The organism is Chitinophaga rhizophila, assembly GCF_019492185.1.
Lineage (GTDB): Bacteria > Bacteroidota > Bacteroidia > Chitinophagales > Chitinophagaceae > Chitinophaga > Chitinophaga rhizophila.
The window spans coordinates 149736-165755 of the sequence record NZ_JAICCF010000004.1 but is presented as its reverse complement, the minus strand read 5'-3'; the positions used below and the strand labels follow the sequence as shown (position 1 = coordinate 165755).

Sequence of the window (16020 nt, the reverse complement as noted above, 5' to 3'; positions counted from 1 at the left end):
GACAACCGGGTTCTAATATTCCTCCTATCCTTTTGCATCATTTGCCAGGGGCATCACTATGGCGGAACCATGCATATCCGTAGCCCTCCAGGCTCACAGTATAGCCTCCCTTACCGGGTGAAATGGAGCGCCTGCTACCAGAGAGTTCCTGCAATATCTCCTGACCCTGTGCGCCACTTAGCTGTACTTGCTGTGGTTTATCCGCAAAATTGTGCAGAATAGTCAGGGATTTCCCTTTGTACTGATAGTGCAGACGCAGCACAGATCCGTTGAGAATATCAGTCTGCCACTCTCCCAGCGCAATTTCAGGACATGCACGACGTAAGCTGATCATGTCTTTCATGAAGTGCAGCATCGATTCCCGGGATTGCTGTTGTGCAGCCACATTCAGGTGTTTATAGCCGTATTCTCCGCTATCAATCACCGGACGGAATGCTTTTGCCGCCGTAGTAAATCCTGCCTGCGGAGCGGCAGACCACTGCATCGGCGTTCTCACAGCCAGCCGTTCATTCAACTGAAGATTGTCTCCCATGCCTATTTCATCGCCATAACGCATCACCGGTGTACCAGGCAGTGCAAACAACATGCTGTAAGCCATTTTAAGTCTGCGCTGATTATTTCCCAACATAGGGGCCAGTCTGCGCCGGATGCCCCTGTCGTACAATTGCATAGATGTATCAGGACCAAAAGCTTTGTATACCTCGTTGCGCTGCTCTTTGCTCAGGCGACCCAGATCAATTTCATCATGATTGCGCAGAAAGTAAGCCCATTGAAAGGATGCAGGTTTTGCGCGGGTATCTTCCAGCGCCTTTACAAACGGAGATAGTTTTCCTGTAGCAAATGCATAGAAGAGGTACTGGTTAACGTAAAAGTTGAACATCATCTGTAAGCCTTCTCCGTTCTCACCATAGTACTTCTTATTATCCTTTGGTGGAACATTTGCCTCCCCCAGCATAATGGCTTCGCCGTTACGCCATTGCGCAAAACGTTGCATGTCGGGAATGATCTCATATTGCTGCGGAGGCTCGTCCTGTCCTGGTGTGGCAACCTCTAACATGAAAGGAACTGCATCCAGTCTGAACCCTGCAATGCCTTGTTGCAGCCAGTAACTAATAATTCTTTCTGATTCAGCCCGTACGTGTGGATTAGTAAAATTAAGATCTGGCTGAAACTTATAAAAGCGGTGAAAGTACCATGCATGCGCTAATGAATCGTAGGTCCATACCTCCTTTTGTACACCGGGAAAGGCCATCCCCTTATTGTAATTGGAAGGCCGTTCCTTTGACCAGGCATACCATTTATAGTATGCTGAATTGGTATTCTTTCTAGCCTGCTGGAACCAGGGATGCTGGTCAGACGTGTGATTTAACACCATATCCATCATTACTCTGATCCCCCGCAGTTTTGCCTGGTACATAAACTCGGTGAAGTCGCCCTTCGTTCCGCAACTGGAATCAATTCCATAATAATCGGCCACATCATAACCATCGTCTTTGCGGGGTGACGGGTGAAAGGGAGCTAACCATATAGCGTCTATACCTAGTCCCTTCAGGTAATCCAACTGCTGCGTTAATCCCTGGAAATCGCCCTTGCCATCACCATCGCTGTCTTTGAAGGTATGTACTTCGAGACTGTAGATAATGGCCTTTTTATACCAACGATCTTCTGCCGGATTGCGCAACGGGTGCTGGGCATAACTAAAGGAGATATGTAATGATAACAAACAGGTAAACAGGTAGTAGTAATGTTTCATACAAACAGTGCTTTTATGCAGCCACGTCCAGCAGGCAAAGCCGTAGCAGACCTGAGTTGCGGGCATCAGCACCTGATAAGGCATATCAGATGCCAGAAATTACGGGGCGGGCTAGGAAATAAAAGATGACATGCCGGATACCATATCTGGCTTCCTGCTACAGACCATGGCACAGTTTTTTGACTATTTGAAAGAAAGCTTATGTTACAACAGGATGATAAACCGAAGGCCGTACCGGCCACAGGCAATGCCAGCAATAGATCGCCGGAAGAAAGCGTAAGTCCGGGCGAGAGCCTGATAGATGAAAAAGCGGAGAAGTATATCCGGGAAGGGGCTAATATAGAAGACATGCCCGATCCGCAGGAAGATGAAGAGGCGATTAAGGAAACAGAACAGGACAGCTGATCCGCCTTTGCATAAAAAGAGTTACTGCTGATATGCTTACTATACCGTACGCATAAACGATAAATTTTTATAAGAATATTTTGGTAGTATGATTTTTTTATGCATCTTTGCAATCCCAAAACGGGAATGGCTTCGTAGCTCAACTGAATAGAGCATCTGACTACGGATCAGAAGGTTTCTGGTTTGAATCCAGACGAGGTCACAGGAAAAGTCTCAGCAACAGCTGGGACTTTTTATTTTTAAGCCGCCAAAGGTACTGTTTTACCTATTCTCAAAATATCGATCTTCTACAGTCTCCTGATAATTAGATTGTTACTTACCCAATAATAATTTACGGGAAATAGCACCGAACTATCCTCAATATATATTCGTTACCGTTATATAAAATATGCGGTCAGTTTAGTTGTCAGGTACAATAATTTACTGCACATTTGCAGTCCCTAACCGGGTGTGGCTCTGTAGCTCAACTGAAAGAGTGCCTGACTACGGATCAGGGGATTCTGGTTTGAATCCAGACGGAGTCCAAGAAAGAACGGGATACTTGCAACTATTGTAAGTATCCTGTTTTTATTTATGGTGGTAACTGACATAGATTGGTTGTTATGGACATGCCGAACCAGTTCAAATGCTTTTTGAACGACACACTCCTGATAAGTGCGATTTACAATAGCAGTTCCCGGACGGTTTTTTGTCCCGGCAGATCTGTTGCCACTACCACGACCTTCCCTCCTGCCGGCAGTGTACGTGTTTTGTAGTGCCAGTCTATACCATTGCGCCCCAATATAGCAACACCGGTTTCAGTGATGTCGCCTTTTGCATCGAGAACCTGCACTTTTACTTCCGCTACGCGAAATTCATCTTTCGCAGTAACTACCACATCGTTGTTTTCTAACCTGATTTGCTGTATTTCCGGCGAGCGATAGGCGTCCTTTACCGCCATATTATAAGCGTTTTGTCCGGGACCGGCCAGCGAGGCGTAATAGGCCTTCAGCTCCGGATCGTTTAGCAGCTGTCGTGCATAGCCGGCGGCGATGGTCATTTTATGCCGCGCCTCCAATTGTTTGGCAGTGGGCTTTCTGGTGGATGGCCCACGCTTCTTCGCCATGATGATCTGCCCGTTCCTTTCGTAGATAGTGACAAGTTTGCCGATGGAGCCACGCACCAGTTGCAGCAGCATATTGTCTTTAACAATGGCCATAGAGATTGATTTTGAGGTATTTTATCATAAAGATAGGGTTAAGTACTGCTATGGTATTTGTACTGACCCGGTTTCTATAGTTCATCTAAGGATCACTTCAATATCCCCGGGATATACAGGTGTACTCAGGATGTACTAATGGTGAAGGGCTGGAGTAAAGCACAAACGCTTATCTGACAGATAATACACGAACAATTTCCCGCAGGATGCAGAGAAGTATGTAATTTTTTTATCCGTATAGCAGAGAGGGGCGGTTTTGACGATGCTCAGATCAGGGAAATGGCGTATTGCGTGTGCAGGTTGGAGTGACAACCAGGGGTTGAGGAACTAACAGTGGCTGGTTGCAGGTAAACAAACAGGAATATAATGGCCGGTGATAGCAGGGAGTTATGGGTAATTGCTGGCAGGATGGCCCAATAAAAAAGGGTTGCATCTTTCGATACAACCCTTTCGTTTTGTGTGACCTCGTCTGGATTCAAACCAGAAACCTTCTGATCCGTAGTCAGATGCTCTATTCAGTTGAGCTACGAAGCCATTCATTGCTTTCTTCCATATTTGGTAATGGTGATTACTGATAGTTAATCAGCAGTGCTGTTCAGTTGAACTGCGGACTCATTAGCCGGAAAGAAATCATTTAAAGAACTTACCCTTTATTGCAGCGATGATCTGCTGAAATAGTCGCGACAGCAATGCTGAAGCGGTTTTGTGACCTCGTCTGGATTCAAACCAGAAACCTTCTGATCCGTAGTCAGATGCTCTATTCAGTTGAGCTACGAAGCCATTCCCGTTATTGGGATTGCAAAGGTAGGAATATTTATATAATCACCAAATTTTTGAAATATTTTTTTTGTTTGATTCATAATATTCAGGTTCCGTACATTTACCGCCCGCCGTAACAGGCAGACATATTTCATTAAATATCAGCAAGTGAAAATACAACTCTGGAGCATTGGAAAGGAGAATGACCCTTATATCAGGGATGGTATCGCTATCTTTCAGAAGCGGTTACAGCATTATGTGGATTTTGAACTAAAACTGATACCGACAGTGAAGCAGGCGGCCAGTCTTTCCGTTCCGGAGCTAAAGAAACAGGAAGGTAAGATGATATTGGATATGCTGCAGCCGCAGGACTACCTGGTTGCGCTGGATGAATATGGCAAGATGCAGACGACGATACAACTGGCAGAGTTTATACAGCAAAGGGCGAATGCTGCCACACGTCAGGTGATTTTTCTGATTGGAGGCGCATTCGGACTGGATGCGGCGGTATTGGGAAGAGCGCAGCTGAAGTTATCCCTTTCTCCCCTCACCTTTCCGCATCAGCTGGTAAGACTGATCATGACTGAGCAACTGTATCGTGCTTATACGGTTATCAACAGGGAGAAGTATCATCATCAGTAAAAAATCAGTATAATTACATCTTCAACATATAAATTACCCGTTAGCATGGCATTTACAATCAGCTTAGCAATTATCATCATTACCTGTGTGGTCTCCGTCACATCATTTAATAATGAAACGCGTATGGGAGACCTGAGCATGTGGCCATATATGGTAAAGGAGAAAAATCAGTATTACCGTTTTGTCACTTCAGGGCTGGTACATGCTGACTTTATGCACCTGGGGTTTAACATGTTCACCCTTTATTTCTTTGGCAATTTTATTGAAAGTGCGTTTACAGCCGTTTTTAATAGTAAGGCATATTACCTGCTTTTTTATGTGCTGGCGCTGATACTATCTGACGTGCCAACTTTTCTGAAACACAGAAATAATTACCGTTATCAGACAATCGGCGCTTCGGGTGCGGTATCTGCGGTGGTGTTTGCGGCGATTTTGTTTCAGCCATGGGCAAGGATTTACGTATTCTTCTTCCCGCTCCCAGCTATATTATACGGTGTAATATATCTGGGATATACTATATACATGTCACGCAGCCAGGCCCATAGCGGCATCAATCATGATGCGCATTTGTGGGGGGCGGTGTTTGGCTTATTATTCCCACTTATTTTTGAGCCAAAAATCGGCATACACTTCGTCAACCAGCTGTTGAACGGCCTGTAGGCAGCGGCTTCTTCCTTTTCCGGTTTGTTTTTTGCAGGTGTAGCGCGGACAATATGCGCCATTTTAGCAAAACAAGCCACACACATGAAGCTCGACACAGCAAAAATTTTACAGAAAAGGAAAAAGCAGATCCTCGAATTGTGGATGAAGAACCAATTAGTGGATTTTTCTCTACGGGAAGACTTAATGTCTAACGAGGAGCTGACGGTTCAATCGGAAGAACTTGTAGATGTTTTACTACAAGCGTTGAGCGATGTTAATCTGGATGATATACATTCCATTGCGCTGACACCGGTACATGAAGCACTGGAAGGTATTTCTATATCAAGGGCAAAACAAGGTTATTCTCCAAGAGAGACTGGTACGTTCGTATTTAGTCTTAAGGACGCCCTGCTGTCAATACTACAGCAGGAGATCAAAAATGATCCTGTACAATTGCTGGAGGAGAGTCTGAAGATCAGCAAACTGATTGATAGCCTTGGGATTGTTACATTTGAAACATTTATTAAAGGAAGAGAAGAAGTAATTCTTCGGCAGACTGATGAGATAGCAGAGATCTCTACGCCTGTTATACGTGTCTGGGATGGCGTTGTGGCTATGCCGATTATTGGTACCCTGGATAGTGCACGTACACAGGTAGTAATGGAGAGTTTATTACAGGAAATTGTTGACACATCAAGTAATATAGCGATACTGGATATTTCCGGCGTTCCGGCTGTTGATTCCCTTGTGGCCCAGCACCTTATCAAAACTGTCAGTGCAACCCGTCTGATGGGAGCAGAATGTATTATCAGTGGCATACGTCCTGAGATTGCTCAGACAATTGTACATCTTGGAATAGATCTCTCCGGTATTATCACTAAAGCTACATTGGCAAGCGCGCTAAGGCATGCGTATTCCCTGTTGCAACTGGAAGTTAGAAAATCAGCGGTTAAATAAAAGAACGAATTGATGGATAAAATACCTATTCTGAAAATTGGCCATTTCCTGATGGTTGCCATTCAGGTGGACCTGTACGACAGACTGGCGCTGAATCTGGAGTCTGATCTGGTGCAGGCGGTTAGTAAGACCGGTGCCAGGGGGGTATTGATTGATATATCTGCAGTGTCTATCGTCGATTCTTTCATGGGAAGAATACTGGGTAACATTGCAGGCATGAGCAAAATACTTGACGCAGAAACTGTTATTGTGGGTATGCAGCCTGCGGTTGCGATCACATTGGTAGAACTGGGGTTACCATTAAAAGGAGTACAGACGGCATTGAATGTCGAAAAAGGGATGGAACTGCTTCAGCAAAAAATACAAGTCACCGAAGAAGAAGAACCTGAGGAATGATAGTACTATCCAGCGATAATATCCGCATTGCGAAAGAGTTGGACATGGTGTTATTCAGAAACAGGTTGAAGGAGTATGCTGTCAAAATTGGCATGGGACTGGTCAACCAGACAAAACTGATTACAGCAGCCAGCGAACTTTCCAGAAATATGCTCCGCTATGCCGGAGAAGGTACTGCCCTCATTGAAATAGTTAACGGTCAGCGACAAAATGGTGTCCGTGTCACCTTTTCAGACAAAGGCCCTGGTATTTCCAATATAGAACAGGCTATGAAAGACGGCTTTTCTACGGGCAAAAGTCTTGGACTTGGATTACCGGGTGCAAAGCGTCTTGTGAGTGAATTTGATATTAAAAGTACGGTGGGTAAAGGAACTACCATTACTATAACTAAATGGAAGAATGGATAACCGGACGGCAGATCAGTTTTAACATAGAAGACAGAAGTTATCTGTCCCTATTAAAACGTGAAGTGCACCGTCTTTCTATACAATGCGGTCTGCCTGAAAAGAAAGTTGCGGAGATTGATATCGTCGTAGCTGAAATAGGGTCTAACATCATTAAACATGCTGGTACCGGAGAGGTACTGGTAATGCTCACAGATCAGCCACAACCAGCGATTGAGATCATCGCAATTGACAGCGGACCGGGAATCACGGAGCTTGCACGTATGATGCAGGACGGCATGTCTACTTCCAAAACACTTGGACAGGGATTGGGAGCCATCAAGCGGTTATCTGACTTTCTTCAGATTTACTCCGTTAAAGGCTGGGGTACCATCCTGTTATCCAGGTTCTACATTAAACCTGCGGAGCAATACCCTCCGAAACCGGGGCCTGAAATAAGAACATTACTGGTACCAAAACCAGGCGAGAAAGTATGCGGAGACGGTTTTTTCATTAATCCTGATAAAGCAGGTATCCGCATATTTCTTGGTGATGGACTTGGTCACGGCATTGAAGCCAATAAGGCTGTAACTGCGGCAATCAGCTCTTTCCGGTATTGCCTCCTGCCCGATCTGGGAGAAGTACTGAGACAGATCAATGAAGATGTCAAACGTACACGCGGACTGGTAGGCTCAATCGCCATTTATAACTACCGCTTAAGGAAATGGCGGTTATGCGGCGTGGGTAATATCCATACGCGGATGTGGACTGCAGCAGCGTCCAAAACTTATCTTCCGTATAATGGTATCATCGGCCATAACCTGCCACGAACCATGAACGAACAGGAAGTTGAACATGGACCAGGAAAAGAGCAAATACTGATTATGTGTTCTGATGGAATCAAAACACGCTGGGAAATGATGCGCTATCCCGGAATTTTCAGGTATGACATGTCCATACTTGCCGCCGCTATTTATAAGGATAATGCGCGCAAGACCGATGACATGTCTGTAGTGATTGTTAAAGTAAAATAAACACAATGCAGGAAATCACCCGGATTACGCTGGAAACTGATATGGACCTGGTGCTGGTACACAAACGGACTATGAAGCTGGGAGAACTGGCAGGATTGTCACTGGCAGCACAAACTACTTTTGCAACCGCAGTGTCGGAAGTAGCCAGGCATGTGATTGAGTACGGTTACAACGCAGCGCTGGTACTCGGTATTCGTGCCGATATCAAGGATCCGGAGAAATTCCTCATAGCAAAGGTATTCGACCGTAACGTCAACCTTACTGAGAAGATCAACGAAAACCTGGTGTATGCCCGGAAACTGGTAGACCAGTTTACACTGGACAGAACAGATAAAGGTGTAGAAATAACGCTGGAGTTTAAAATACCAGGCTCACACAAGATTATCAGCAGTCGTATTGAACAGTGGATATCGGCGTTTAGCGTAGAACAGCCGCTATCTCCGTACGACGAGATCAAACGGAAGAACAAACAGCTGCATGAACTGGCAGAGAAGCTGAAAGACAGTGAAACGCAGTACCGCGAAGTAACAAACGCCCTGCCGCTGATGATATTTTCTCTGAATGACGAAGGCGAGATACTGTATTCAAATAGCTGGCTGCAATCCTTCACCGGATATGACGCACATCAGTTAAATGAAAACAAGTGGAAGCCGATTCTGCGTGAAGAGGAATTTTCTATAGCGTGGGAGTTCTGGTGGCAACATGTGGCAGAAAGAAAGCCATTTAAACGGGAAATGGAGCTGCGGAATCAGCATACGGGTGAATTTATCTGGCACCTGGTGTCACTTACGCCTGTGATGTCTGAAACTGCCAATATCAGCTACTGGACCGGCTCTATGGTAGATATCCATGCCCATAAAGTGATGGAGCAAACCCTCCGGGACAACAAAGAACTGCAGGAAACAAAACTGCTGTTGGAAGAGAAGGTAAAGGAACTGAACCGGAGCAACCAGGAGCTGGAGCAGTTCGCATATGCGGCCTCTCATGATCTGCAGGAGCCTTTGCGGAAGATCGTATTTTACAGCGATTACCTCAATAAGCACTATGCAGAACAGACTGATGAAAGAGGAAAGCTCTATTTCGGCAATATGATGAGTGCCAGCCAGCGAATGACGCAGCTGATCCATGACCTGTTGAACTTCTCGCGTATTTACAGGGAAAACCTGCATCTGGTGAAGACAGACCTGAACATCATTGCATCAGAAGCAATGAATGATCTGGACCTGGCTATTAAAGCCAAACATGCGCGGGTAGAGGTAATCTCATTACCTGTTTTATCCGTTTATCCAATGCAGATGCGGCAATTATTTCAGAACCTGTTGTCGAATGCAATCAAGTTCTCGGATGAGCAGCGATCACCGGTTGTGAAGGTCTACGCGAAGGAAAATGCAGAACAACAGATCCAGCTGATCTTTGAAGACAACGGAGTTGGCTTTGAAGAGAAATACCTGGATAAGATGTTCAGCTTATTTCAACGATTACATTCGCGCGAAAAGTATGCGGGTACCGGTATAGGACTCGCAATGTGTAAGAAGATTGTTGACTTGCACAATGGTAGTATTACCGCGAGCAGTCAGCCAGGGATCGGAGCGAAATTTATTGTAACACTGCCACCCGTTGCGTAGCTGGCAGGAATATTTGGTTTTTCAAATTAAAGAAAGAATTTATCAGTTATGGATAATACTGTGAAGATATTGCTGGCGGATGACGATCTTGAGGACCGTTTCATTATGCAGGATGCCTTTAACGCGATAAATCTGCCGGAGGTACCTCTTTTGGTAGAAGATGGAGAAAAAGTGCTGGACTACCTATCGGAAATACACCGTAAAAAAGGCGTCATGCCATCACTGGTCGTCCTTGACCTGAATATGCCAAGACTTAGCGGTACGCAGACGCTGCGTGAATTGAAAAGTCTTGATGCCTACAAGGATATACCGGTGATTATATTTTCTTCTTCACTGAACGTGATAGAAATGCATGAATGTCAGCAATTGGGTGCGTTGTCTTATATGGTTAAGCCATTTACTTACGAAGAGTACCTGTCTTCAGCGCAGCATTTCTATGACTTTTGTCTGAAGAAACACTCATTTCCTGAGTTCAATAGCCTGATCAATAATTTTAAGTAAAGTGGGGGCTTACAAAGCCTCCCACTCTATTGTTAGCAATTCGTTAGTTTGCGGCGTGATCTTATATCTGTCGTCTATGCGCAGACCTACTATCCAGACAATGCGCTTTGCAGATTCCAGTACCCACACATTTTCCTTCTGAGGAACGGATAACTTCTGATCAATAAAGAATCTGCTCAGTTTTTTCTTCTTACGCATACCCAGCGGATAGAAATAGTCTCCCTGCTTCCATCTGCGCAGTAGTAGCGGGTATTGCAGTGCTGCTTTGTCCAGGCAAGCGATGGTTGCAGCAGTTGGAATTGTTGTATATTCCTTCCTGAGTACAGTTCTGATGCGTAACACACCATTGGCAGTAGGTACTACACTTCTGTCTTTCTCTATTACAATCACAGGCGATTCTTCCTCCACAAGCGGCGTAATCAGCAACCATTGTCTGTCACGGATAAAACGGTGGGTAGTTGTTTCCACCATCCTTCCAGAACTGCTATCCAGTAATTCAAGCACTTGAGGCAATTGTGCGGCTGTACAGCCGTACTGCCGGAATATCTCCCAGGCGACAGTCTGCATAGGAGTGGTCTTCTGTAGCTTCAGTACAGAGATCATATACATGTTTCCCTTTTGCACTAAGAGTCTGCGGACATGCTTTTCCAGCGCCTGCTGATACAGTATTTCTGCTTCGCGGAAGCGGTCTATGCTGGCGGCTATGTTAGGAACAATACCAGGATTAGCTTCCTGCATGACGGGGATCACCTTATGGCGGAAGAAATTACGGGTATATTTAACAGTGACATTGGAGCTGTCTTCTACATAGGCGATAGCATGTTGTTGTGCATAGGCAAGCAGCTGATCTTTTTGTGCGAAGAGTAAGGGACGGCGCAGTTTACCCTGCGCAGGAAGAATGCCGTGCAGACCGGAGATACCGGTGCCTTTAACGAGATTCATCAGTACAGTTTCCACATTGTCCTGCATATGATGGGCAGTGAGAATACAACTGCATGACTGTGCTGCACGCGTTTCTTCCAGCCACTTATAGCGTAGCTCTCTGGCTGCCACCTGAATGGATACACGGTTTAGTTCAGCATAGGAAGCAGTATCAAATCGTGTGTGACAGAAAGGAACCTGTAGACGTTCTGCGAGGCTGCTTACAAAGGTTTCATCACGCGTTGACTCTTCGGCTCTGAGCTGAAAATTACAGTGCGCGATAACGAAGTGAAGGCCGGCGGCCTTGCACAGGCATGCCATTACTACAGAGTCTACGCCCCCGCTGACAGCCAGCAAAAGGGGCTGATCTGCAGAGAAGAGTTTCTCCTTATCAATAAATGCTTTAAAATCTGTCAGTAAATCCATTAGCTGAAAGTTAAGTTAAATCAGATCGTCCAATGCAGCCTGCAATTCATTATAGGCATGTTTGTCATTGGCTGCTTTTGCCATCTGCATGCCTTTTTCAAATACAGCGATGGCTTCTGCCTGAAGACCGGCTCTTTCGAGCAGACGGCCCAGCTGATAGTAAGAACCGACATATCCTGGTTCGTACGCCAGTAACTCTTCAAACAGCTGTCTGGCACCGGCATCATCTCCCAGCTTGATGTACTCAAGCGCAAGTGCATGCTTCAGGAAGCTGTCATTCGGACTGGTTTTAAGAAATTCCTTTATCCTGGCTATTCTATCCATTATTTAAATATATTTGCTCATACCGCTTTAAAACATAAAACAGTTTAGGCCATGAAGATTTTAGTTTGTATTAGTAAAACTCCGGACACGACTGCAAAAATAGCTTTCACAGACAACAACACGAAATTCAATGAGGCGGGTGTACAGTTCATCATTAACCCCTACGATGAATGGTATGCCCTGGTTCGTGCCCTTGAACTGAAAGAAACGCTGGGCGCTACCGTTCATCTTGTAACCGTTGGCGGCGCAGACACTGAGCCGATTATTCGTAAAGCCCTGGCATTGGGTGGAGATGAGGCATTCCGCATCAACACAGACAGCCAGGATAGTTTCTATATTGCTACACAGATTGCTGAGCATGCGCGCAAGCAGGGTTATGACCTGATATTTACAGGTAAGGAAACCATTGATTACAATGGTGCAGCTATCGGCGGCATGGTAGCTGAATTACTGGAAATGCCTTATGTTTCTATTGCTGCAAAGTTTGAACTGAGTGGCACGGAAGCAACTATTAATCGAGAGATAGAAGGTGGCGAGGAAATCGTGAAAGTGGCGCTTCCGGTAGTAGTATCCTGTCAGAAAGGAATGGCAGAACAACGTATACCTGGCATGCGTGGTATCATGGCTGCACGTACCAAGCCATTGGCTGTTGTAGAACCCGTAGCTGCAGAAGCGTTAACCACGGTAACCAGCTTTGAGCTGCCGCCGGCCAAAGCTGGTGTTAAGCTTATCAGTCCGGACAATGTAGCCGAGCTGGTGAAATTACTGCACGACGAAGCAAAGGTGATTTAGTCATATTTGCAGATGCAGTTCTCCCCTATTTTTTAGCACTTAAATTCTACGTCAAACATGTCAGTTTTAATATTCGCAGATCAGGCCCACGGAAAGGTTAAGAAAGTAGCATTTGAAGCAATACAATATGGCGCTAAAGTTGCACAGCAGCTGGGTGTAAGTGCGACAGCACTGGTACTTGGTGCAGCAGACAATGCAGAGCTGGAAGCCCTGGGTAGCTATGGCGCAACAAAAGTACTCCACGTGGCAGATGCCCGGCTGAATGAAGTGGAAGGCTCCGTATTCACTAAGATTATTGCAGCAGCTGTTGAGCAGGAAGGCGCACAGCTCATTGTATTTCCCCACAATTTTGATGGTAAGGCAGTAGCGCCAAGAGTGGCCGCACGCCTGAAAGCCGGCTTTGTTTCCGGTGCCATTTCACTACCTGATACCAGTAATGGTTTCGTTGTTAAGAAGAGCGTATTTTCCGGCAAGGCATTTGCCAATGTAAATATCACTTCCGATAAAAAAGTGATTGCTGTTATGCCAAATACTTTTGCGCTGGAACCTACAGCAGCAAAAGCTACAGTAGCTGCCTTCTCCCCTGCTGTTAACGACGCAGATTTTAAAGTAAAGGTGAGCAGTACAGAAACAGTTAGCGGAGAAATTCCACTGACTGAGGCAGAGATTGTGGTAAGTGGTGGCAGAGGACTAAAAGGACCTGAAAACTGGGGACTTGTGGAAGATCTGGCAAAAGCACTGGGAGCAGCCACAGCCTGTTCCCGCCCTGTTGCAGATACCGGATGGCGTCCCCATCATGAACACGTTGGTCAGACAGGTCTTACCGTACGCCCGAATCTATACATTGCAATAGGCATTTCAGGGGCTATTCAGCACCTGGCAGGCGTAAACGGTAGTAAGGTCATTGTGGTGATCAATAAGGACCCAGAAGCGCCATTTTTTAAAGCAGCAGACTATGGTATAGTCGGCGATGCCTTTGAAGTGGTTCCTAAATTAACAGCGGCCATACAGGAACTGAAATAAGTGTAGCGCATCAACGCACTAACTTATTATCTGTTTTTTAGATAAGGAATATTTTTTCTAACTTCACGTTCTTATAAAATATTCAGCGACAACGCAGGACAGATATGAGAAAAATAGAACTGGAAATAGTTGCTTTATCGCATAGCATAACGCAAACACATTCTTACGCCGTAGTCTTGGGAGAAGTGAACGGTTTGCGCCGTCTGCCTATCGTAATAGGTGGATTTGAAGCTCAGGCGATAGCCGTGGCGTTAGAAAAGATGCAACCCAGCCGCCCGTTAACACACGATCTGATGAAGAACTTTATGAATGCATTCAATATTGAATTGCACGAAGTAGTTATCAGCAACCTGCAGGAAGGAATCTTTTATTCAAAATTGATCTGTTATAGTAATGACGAAACGATAGAGATTGACTCACGTACTTCTGATGCACTGGCACTGGCTGTACGCTTTGGCTGTCCTATCTTCACTTACGAAAACATTCTCAATAGCGCAGGCATCCTCCTCGACGATCCTGCTGGCAAGAAAAGCGGTGTTAAGCCGGTAACTCCTACTATCTCTGAACACGAAAAAGGTGCGGAAGACGACCTGAAAGTACTTAACCTGGATGAGTTGAATCAACTGCTGCAGGAAGTACTGGAACAGGAAGATTATATCCGTGCTATCGCTATACGCGACGAGATCAACAGCCGCAAAAGCCGTTGATGCTTATCTTAACAAATTTTATTATCGATAAATGATCCATAAACCATAGTTCTAATAGCTATGGTTTATGGTTTTTTATACCATGATCGTCTTCCCAAACTGTAAAATTAACCTCGGTCTGCACGTAGTCAGCAAAAGACCTGACGGGTTTCATGAACTGGAAACTGTCTTCTATCCACTCCCCCTTACAGATGCACTTGAAGTGATCAGTCCGGGCAGCCTTTCTTTTACAACATCCGGTATAGCCGTACCTGGCAACAGTGCCGATAATCTGTGCCTGAAAGCGTGGCGGTTGCTGAAGCAGGACTTTGCAGATTTGCCGGAAGTGGATATTCACCTGCACAAGCATATTCCTATTGGTGCAGGCCTGGGAGGTGGTTCTTCAGATGCAGCGTTTATGCTACAGACACTCAATAACCGTTTTCAGCTGGGTATCTCGAAAGAGCAATTGATTACCTATGCAGCGGCACTTGGAAGCGACTGTCCGTTTTTTATAGAGAACAAGGCAGTGTATGCAACTGGCAGAGGAGAAATCATGACACCTGTTAACCTCGATCTGTCTTCCTGGAGTTTTGTACTTGTTTATCCGGGCATCCATATCAACACAGGATGGGCTTTTAGTAGGATCACGCCAAAAGTGCCTGTATTATCTCTGAGGGATAGCATTGCACAACCGGTTGAGCAGTGGAGAGAGATTATCTCGAATGATTTTGAGGCAGCGGTATTTCCGGCACATCCGGAGTTAGCGGAGATCAAGGATACATTGTATGCTGCGGGAGCGGTATATGCAGCTATGAGTGGTAGTGGGTCGGCTTTTGTTGGGATCTTCCCTAAAAACAGCATAGCCGGTATTGATATCAACACCGGCTACAAAGTATTTATGCTTTAATCGCTAACAGATTACTTAACGGAAGCAACCAGATTCTTGAAAGTTTCTGGTTCATTCATCGCCAGATCAGCTAATACTTTCCTGTTCAGGTCGATATTCTTTTCTGACAATTTATGGATAAACTCAGAGTAAGTAATACCTTCTGCGCGAACTGCAGCGTTAATACGCGCGATCCACAGCTGACGGTAGTTTCTTTTCTTGAGTTTACGGCCTACGTAGCTATACGTAAGACCTTTCTCCAATACGTTTTTCGCTACGGTATAAACATTTTTCCTTTTACCGTAGAAGCCTTTGGCCTGCTTTAAAATTTTCTTCCTGCGGGCCCTGGAAGCAACAGCATTTACTGAACGAGGCATATAGTGCTTTTTTGATCAGGTTAATAATTAATTACTCAACACCACTTCTCATTATCTGAGAGCAAGCATTCTTTTTACCAGGTTCAGGTTAGCCGAATCGACAAGGCTGCTACCTCTCAGGTGGCGTTTTCTCTTGGTAGATTTCTTGGTCAGCAAGTGACTTTTGAAAGCATTATACCGCTTAATCTGTCCGCTCCCGGTAACCTTGAAGGTCTTCTTCGCCCGGGAATGAGTCTTTACTTTGGGCATCTTACATCAAATTTGGTCTGCAAAGGTAGGTAAATATT

19 protein-coding genes and 4 tRNA genes are annotated in these 16020 nt (G+C 45.3%); 15 read left to right on the top strand and 8 right to left on the bottom strand.

Features of this window, described 5'->3' with window-relative positions; all coding sequences use genetic code 11:
- Positions 1-37: 37 nt before the first annotated feature.
- Positions 38-1753, bottom strand: a complete 1716-nt coding sequence (locus K1Y79_RS20815; protein WP_220252121.1) for an alpha-amylase family protein — start codon at positions 1751-1753, stop codon at positions 38-40.
- A 201-nt stretch (positions 1754-1954) separates the two neighbouring features.
- Between K1Y79_RS20815 and K1Y79_RS20810 the strand changes: the two genes are divergently transcribed.
- The 3 genes from K1Y79_RS20810 to K1Y79_RS20800 all read left to right on the top strand — a co-directional run bounded on the left by K1Y79_RS20810 (position 1955) and on the right by K1Y79_RS20800 (position 2682).
- Entirely contained in the window at positions 1955-2158 is a 204-nt protein-coding gene (locus tag K1Y79_RS20810) for a hypothetical protein (RefSeq protein WP_220252120.1), read from the top strand.
- A gap of 128 nt (positions 2159-2286) precedes the next feature.
- Positions 2287-2360 (top strand) — tRNA-Arg (locus tag K1Y79_RS20805).
- Positions 2361-2610: 250 nt separating this feature from the next.
- Positions 2611-2682: transfer RNA gene (locus K1Y79_RS20800), tRNA-Arg, on the top strand.
- Between the two features lie 137 nt (positions 2683-2819).
- Here K1Y79_RS20800 and K1Y79_RS20795 read toward each other — a convergent pair.
- From K1Y79_RS20795 to K1Y79_RS20785, 3 genes are all read right to left on the bottom strand, one after another.
- A complete protein-coding gene (locus K1Y79_RS20795) occupies positions 2820-3356 on the bottom strand; it encodes a hypothetical protein (RefSeq protein ID WP_220252119.1) in 537 nt (178 codons plus the stop codon).
- A gap of 460 nt (positions 3357-3816) precedes the next feature.
- Positions 3817-3890: transfer RNA gene (locus K1Y79_RS20790), tRNA-Arg, on the bottom strand.
- A gap of 172 nt (positions 3891-4062) precedes the next feature.
- Positions 4063-4136: transfer RNA gene (locus K1Y79_RS20785), tRNA-Arg, on the bottom strand.
- 147 nt (positions 4137-4283) lie between these two features.
- On the opposite strand from K1Y79_RS20785, the gene K1Y79_RS20780 reads away from it, so the two are divergent.
- The 8 genes from K1Y79_RS20780 to K1Y79_RS20745 all read left to right on the top strand — a co-directional run bounded on the left by K1Y79_RS20780 (position 4284) and on the right by K1Y79_RS20745 (position 10295).
- Complete coding sequence (locus K1Y79_RS20780; protein WP_220252118.1) at positions 4284-4757, top strand: 23S rRNA (pseudouridine(1915)-N(3))-methyltransferase RlmH; 474 nt, start codon at positions 4284-4286, stop codon at positions 4755-4757.
- A gap of 45 nt (positions 4758-4802) precedes the next feature.
- Positions 4803-5417, top strand: a complete 615-nt coding sequence (locus tag K1Y79_RS20775; protein WP_220252117.1) for a rhomboid family intramembrane serine protease — start codon at positions 4803-4805, stop codon at positions 5415-5417.
- An 84-nt stretch (positions 5418-5501) separates the two neighbouring features.
- On the top strand, positions 5502-6356 hold the full coding sequence (locus K1Y79_RS20770) for an STAS domain-containing protein (protein WP_220252116.1): 855 nt from the start codon (positions 5502-5504) through the stop codon (positions 6354-6356).
- A 12-nt stretch (positions 6357-6368) separates the two neighbouring features.
- Positions 6369-6752 carry an STAS domain-containing protein gene (locus K1Y79_RS20765; RefSeq protein WP_220252115.1) on the top strand — a complete coding sequence of 128 codons (384 nt, stop codon included), beginning with the start codon at positions 6369-6371 and terminating at the stop codon, positions 6750-6752.
- On the top strand, positions 6749-7159 hold the full coding sequence (locus K1Y79_RS20760; protein ID WP_220252114.1) for an anti-sigma regulatory factor: 411 nt from the start codon (positions 6749-6751) through the stop codon (positions 7157-7159). Before K1Y79_RS20765 ends, K1Y79_RS20760 begins: the two co-directional genes overlap by 4 nt.
- Positions 7144-8169, top strand: coding sequence for an ATP-binding SpoIIE family protein phosphatase (locus K1Y79_RS20755; protein WP_220252113.1), 1026 nt, complete (start codon positions 7144-7146; stop codon positions 8167-8169). The genes K1Y79_RS20760 and K1Y79_RS20755 overlap by 16 nt, the downstream gene beginning before the upstream one ends.
- 5 nt (positions 8170-8174) lie before the next feature.
- Positions 8175-9794 carry an ATP-binding protein gene (locus K1Y79_RS20750; RefSeq protein WP_220252112.1) on the top strand — a complete coding sequence of 540 codons (1620 nt, stop codon included), beginning with the start codon at positions 8175-8177 and terminating at the stop codon, positions 9792-9794.
- Positions 9795-9842: 48 nt separating this feature from the next.
- Positions 9843-10295, top strand: coding sequence for a response regulator (locus K1Y79_RS20745; RefSeq protein WP_220252111.1), 453 nt, complete (start codon positions 9843-9845; stop codon positions 10293-10295).
- Positions 10296-10304: 9 nt separating this feature from the next.
- On the opposite strand, the gene tilS is transcribed toward K1Y79_RS20745, so the two are convergent.
- The gene (tilS, locus tag K1Y79_RS20740; RefSeq protein ID WP_220252110.1) at positions 10305-11642 is read right to left on the bottom strand and encodes a tRNA lysidine(34) synthetase TilS; all 1338 of its coding nucleotides are present in this window, start codon (positions 11640-11642) and stop codon (positions 10305-10307) included.
- A 15-nt stretch (positions 11643-11657) separates the two neighbouring features.
- Positions 11658-11966, bottom strand: coding sequence for a tetratricopeptide repeat protein (locus K1Y79_RS20735; protein ID WP_220252109.1), 309 nt, complete (start codon positions 11964-11966; stop codon positions 11658-11660).
- Between the two features lie 51 nt (positions 11967-12017).
- Between K1Y79_RS20735 and K1Y79_RS20730 the strand changes: the two genes are divergently transcribed.
- The 4 genes from K1Y79_RS20730 to ispE all read left to right on the top strand — a co-directional run bounded on the left by K1Y79_RS20730 (position 12018) and on the right by ispE (position 15377).
- Positions 12018-12758, top strand: coding sequence for an electron transfer flavoprotein subunit beta/FixA family protein (locus K1Y79_RS20730; protein WP_220252108.1), 741 nt, complete (start codon positions 12018-12020; stop codon positions 12756-12758).
- A gap of 57 nt (positions 12759-12815) precedes the next feature.
- Positions 12816-13781 carry an electron transfer flavoprotein subunit alpha/FixB family protein gene (locus K1Y79_RS20725; RefSeq protein WP_220252107.1) on the top strand — a complete coding sequence of 322 codons (966 nt, stop codon included), beginning with the start codon at positions 12816-12818 and terminating at the stop codon, positions 13779-13781.
- A 104-nt stretch (positions 13782-13885) separates the two neighbouring features.
- The gene (locus K1Y79_RS20720) at positions 13886-14488 is read left to right on the top strand and encodes a bifunctional nuclease family protein (RefSeq protein ID WP_220252106.1); all 603 of its coding nucleotides are present in this window, start codon (positions 13886-13888) and stop codon (positions 14486-14488) included.
- Positions 14489-14555: 67 nt separating this feature from the next.
- Complete coding sequence (ispE, locus tag K1Y79_RS20715) at positions 14556-15377, top strand: 4-(cytidine 5'-diphospho)-2-C-methyl-D-erythritol kinase (RefSeq protein ID WP_236059763.1); 822 nt, start codon at positions 14556-14558, stop codon at positions 15375-15377.
- 11 nt (positions 15378-15388) lie between these two features.
- On the opposite strand, the gene rplT is transcribed toward ispE, so the two are convergent.
- Together rplT and rpmI are read right to left on the bottom strand one after the other, a co-directional pair.
- A complete protein-coding gene (gene rplT / locus K1Y79_RS20710; protein ID WP_220252105.1) occupies positions 15389-15733 on the bottom strand; it encodes a 50S ribosomal protein L20 in 345 nt (114 codons plus the stop codon).
- A 51-nt stretch (positions 15734-15784) separates the two neighbouring features.
- Complete coding sequence (gene rpmI, locus K1Y79_RS20705; protein ID WP_162330624.1) at positions 15785-15982, bottom strand: 50S ribosomal protein L35; 198 nt, start codon at positions 15980-15982, stop codon at positions 15785-15787.
- Positions 15983-16020 lie beyond the last annotated feature (38 nt).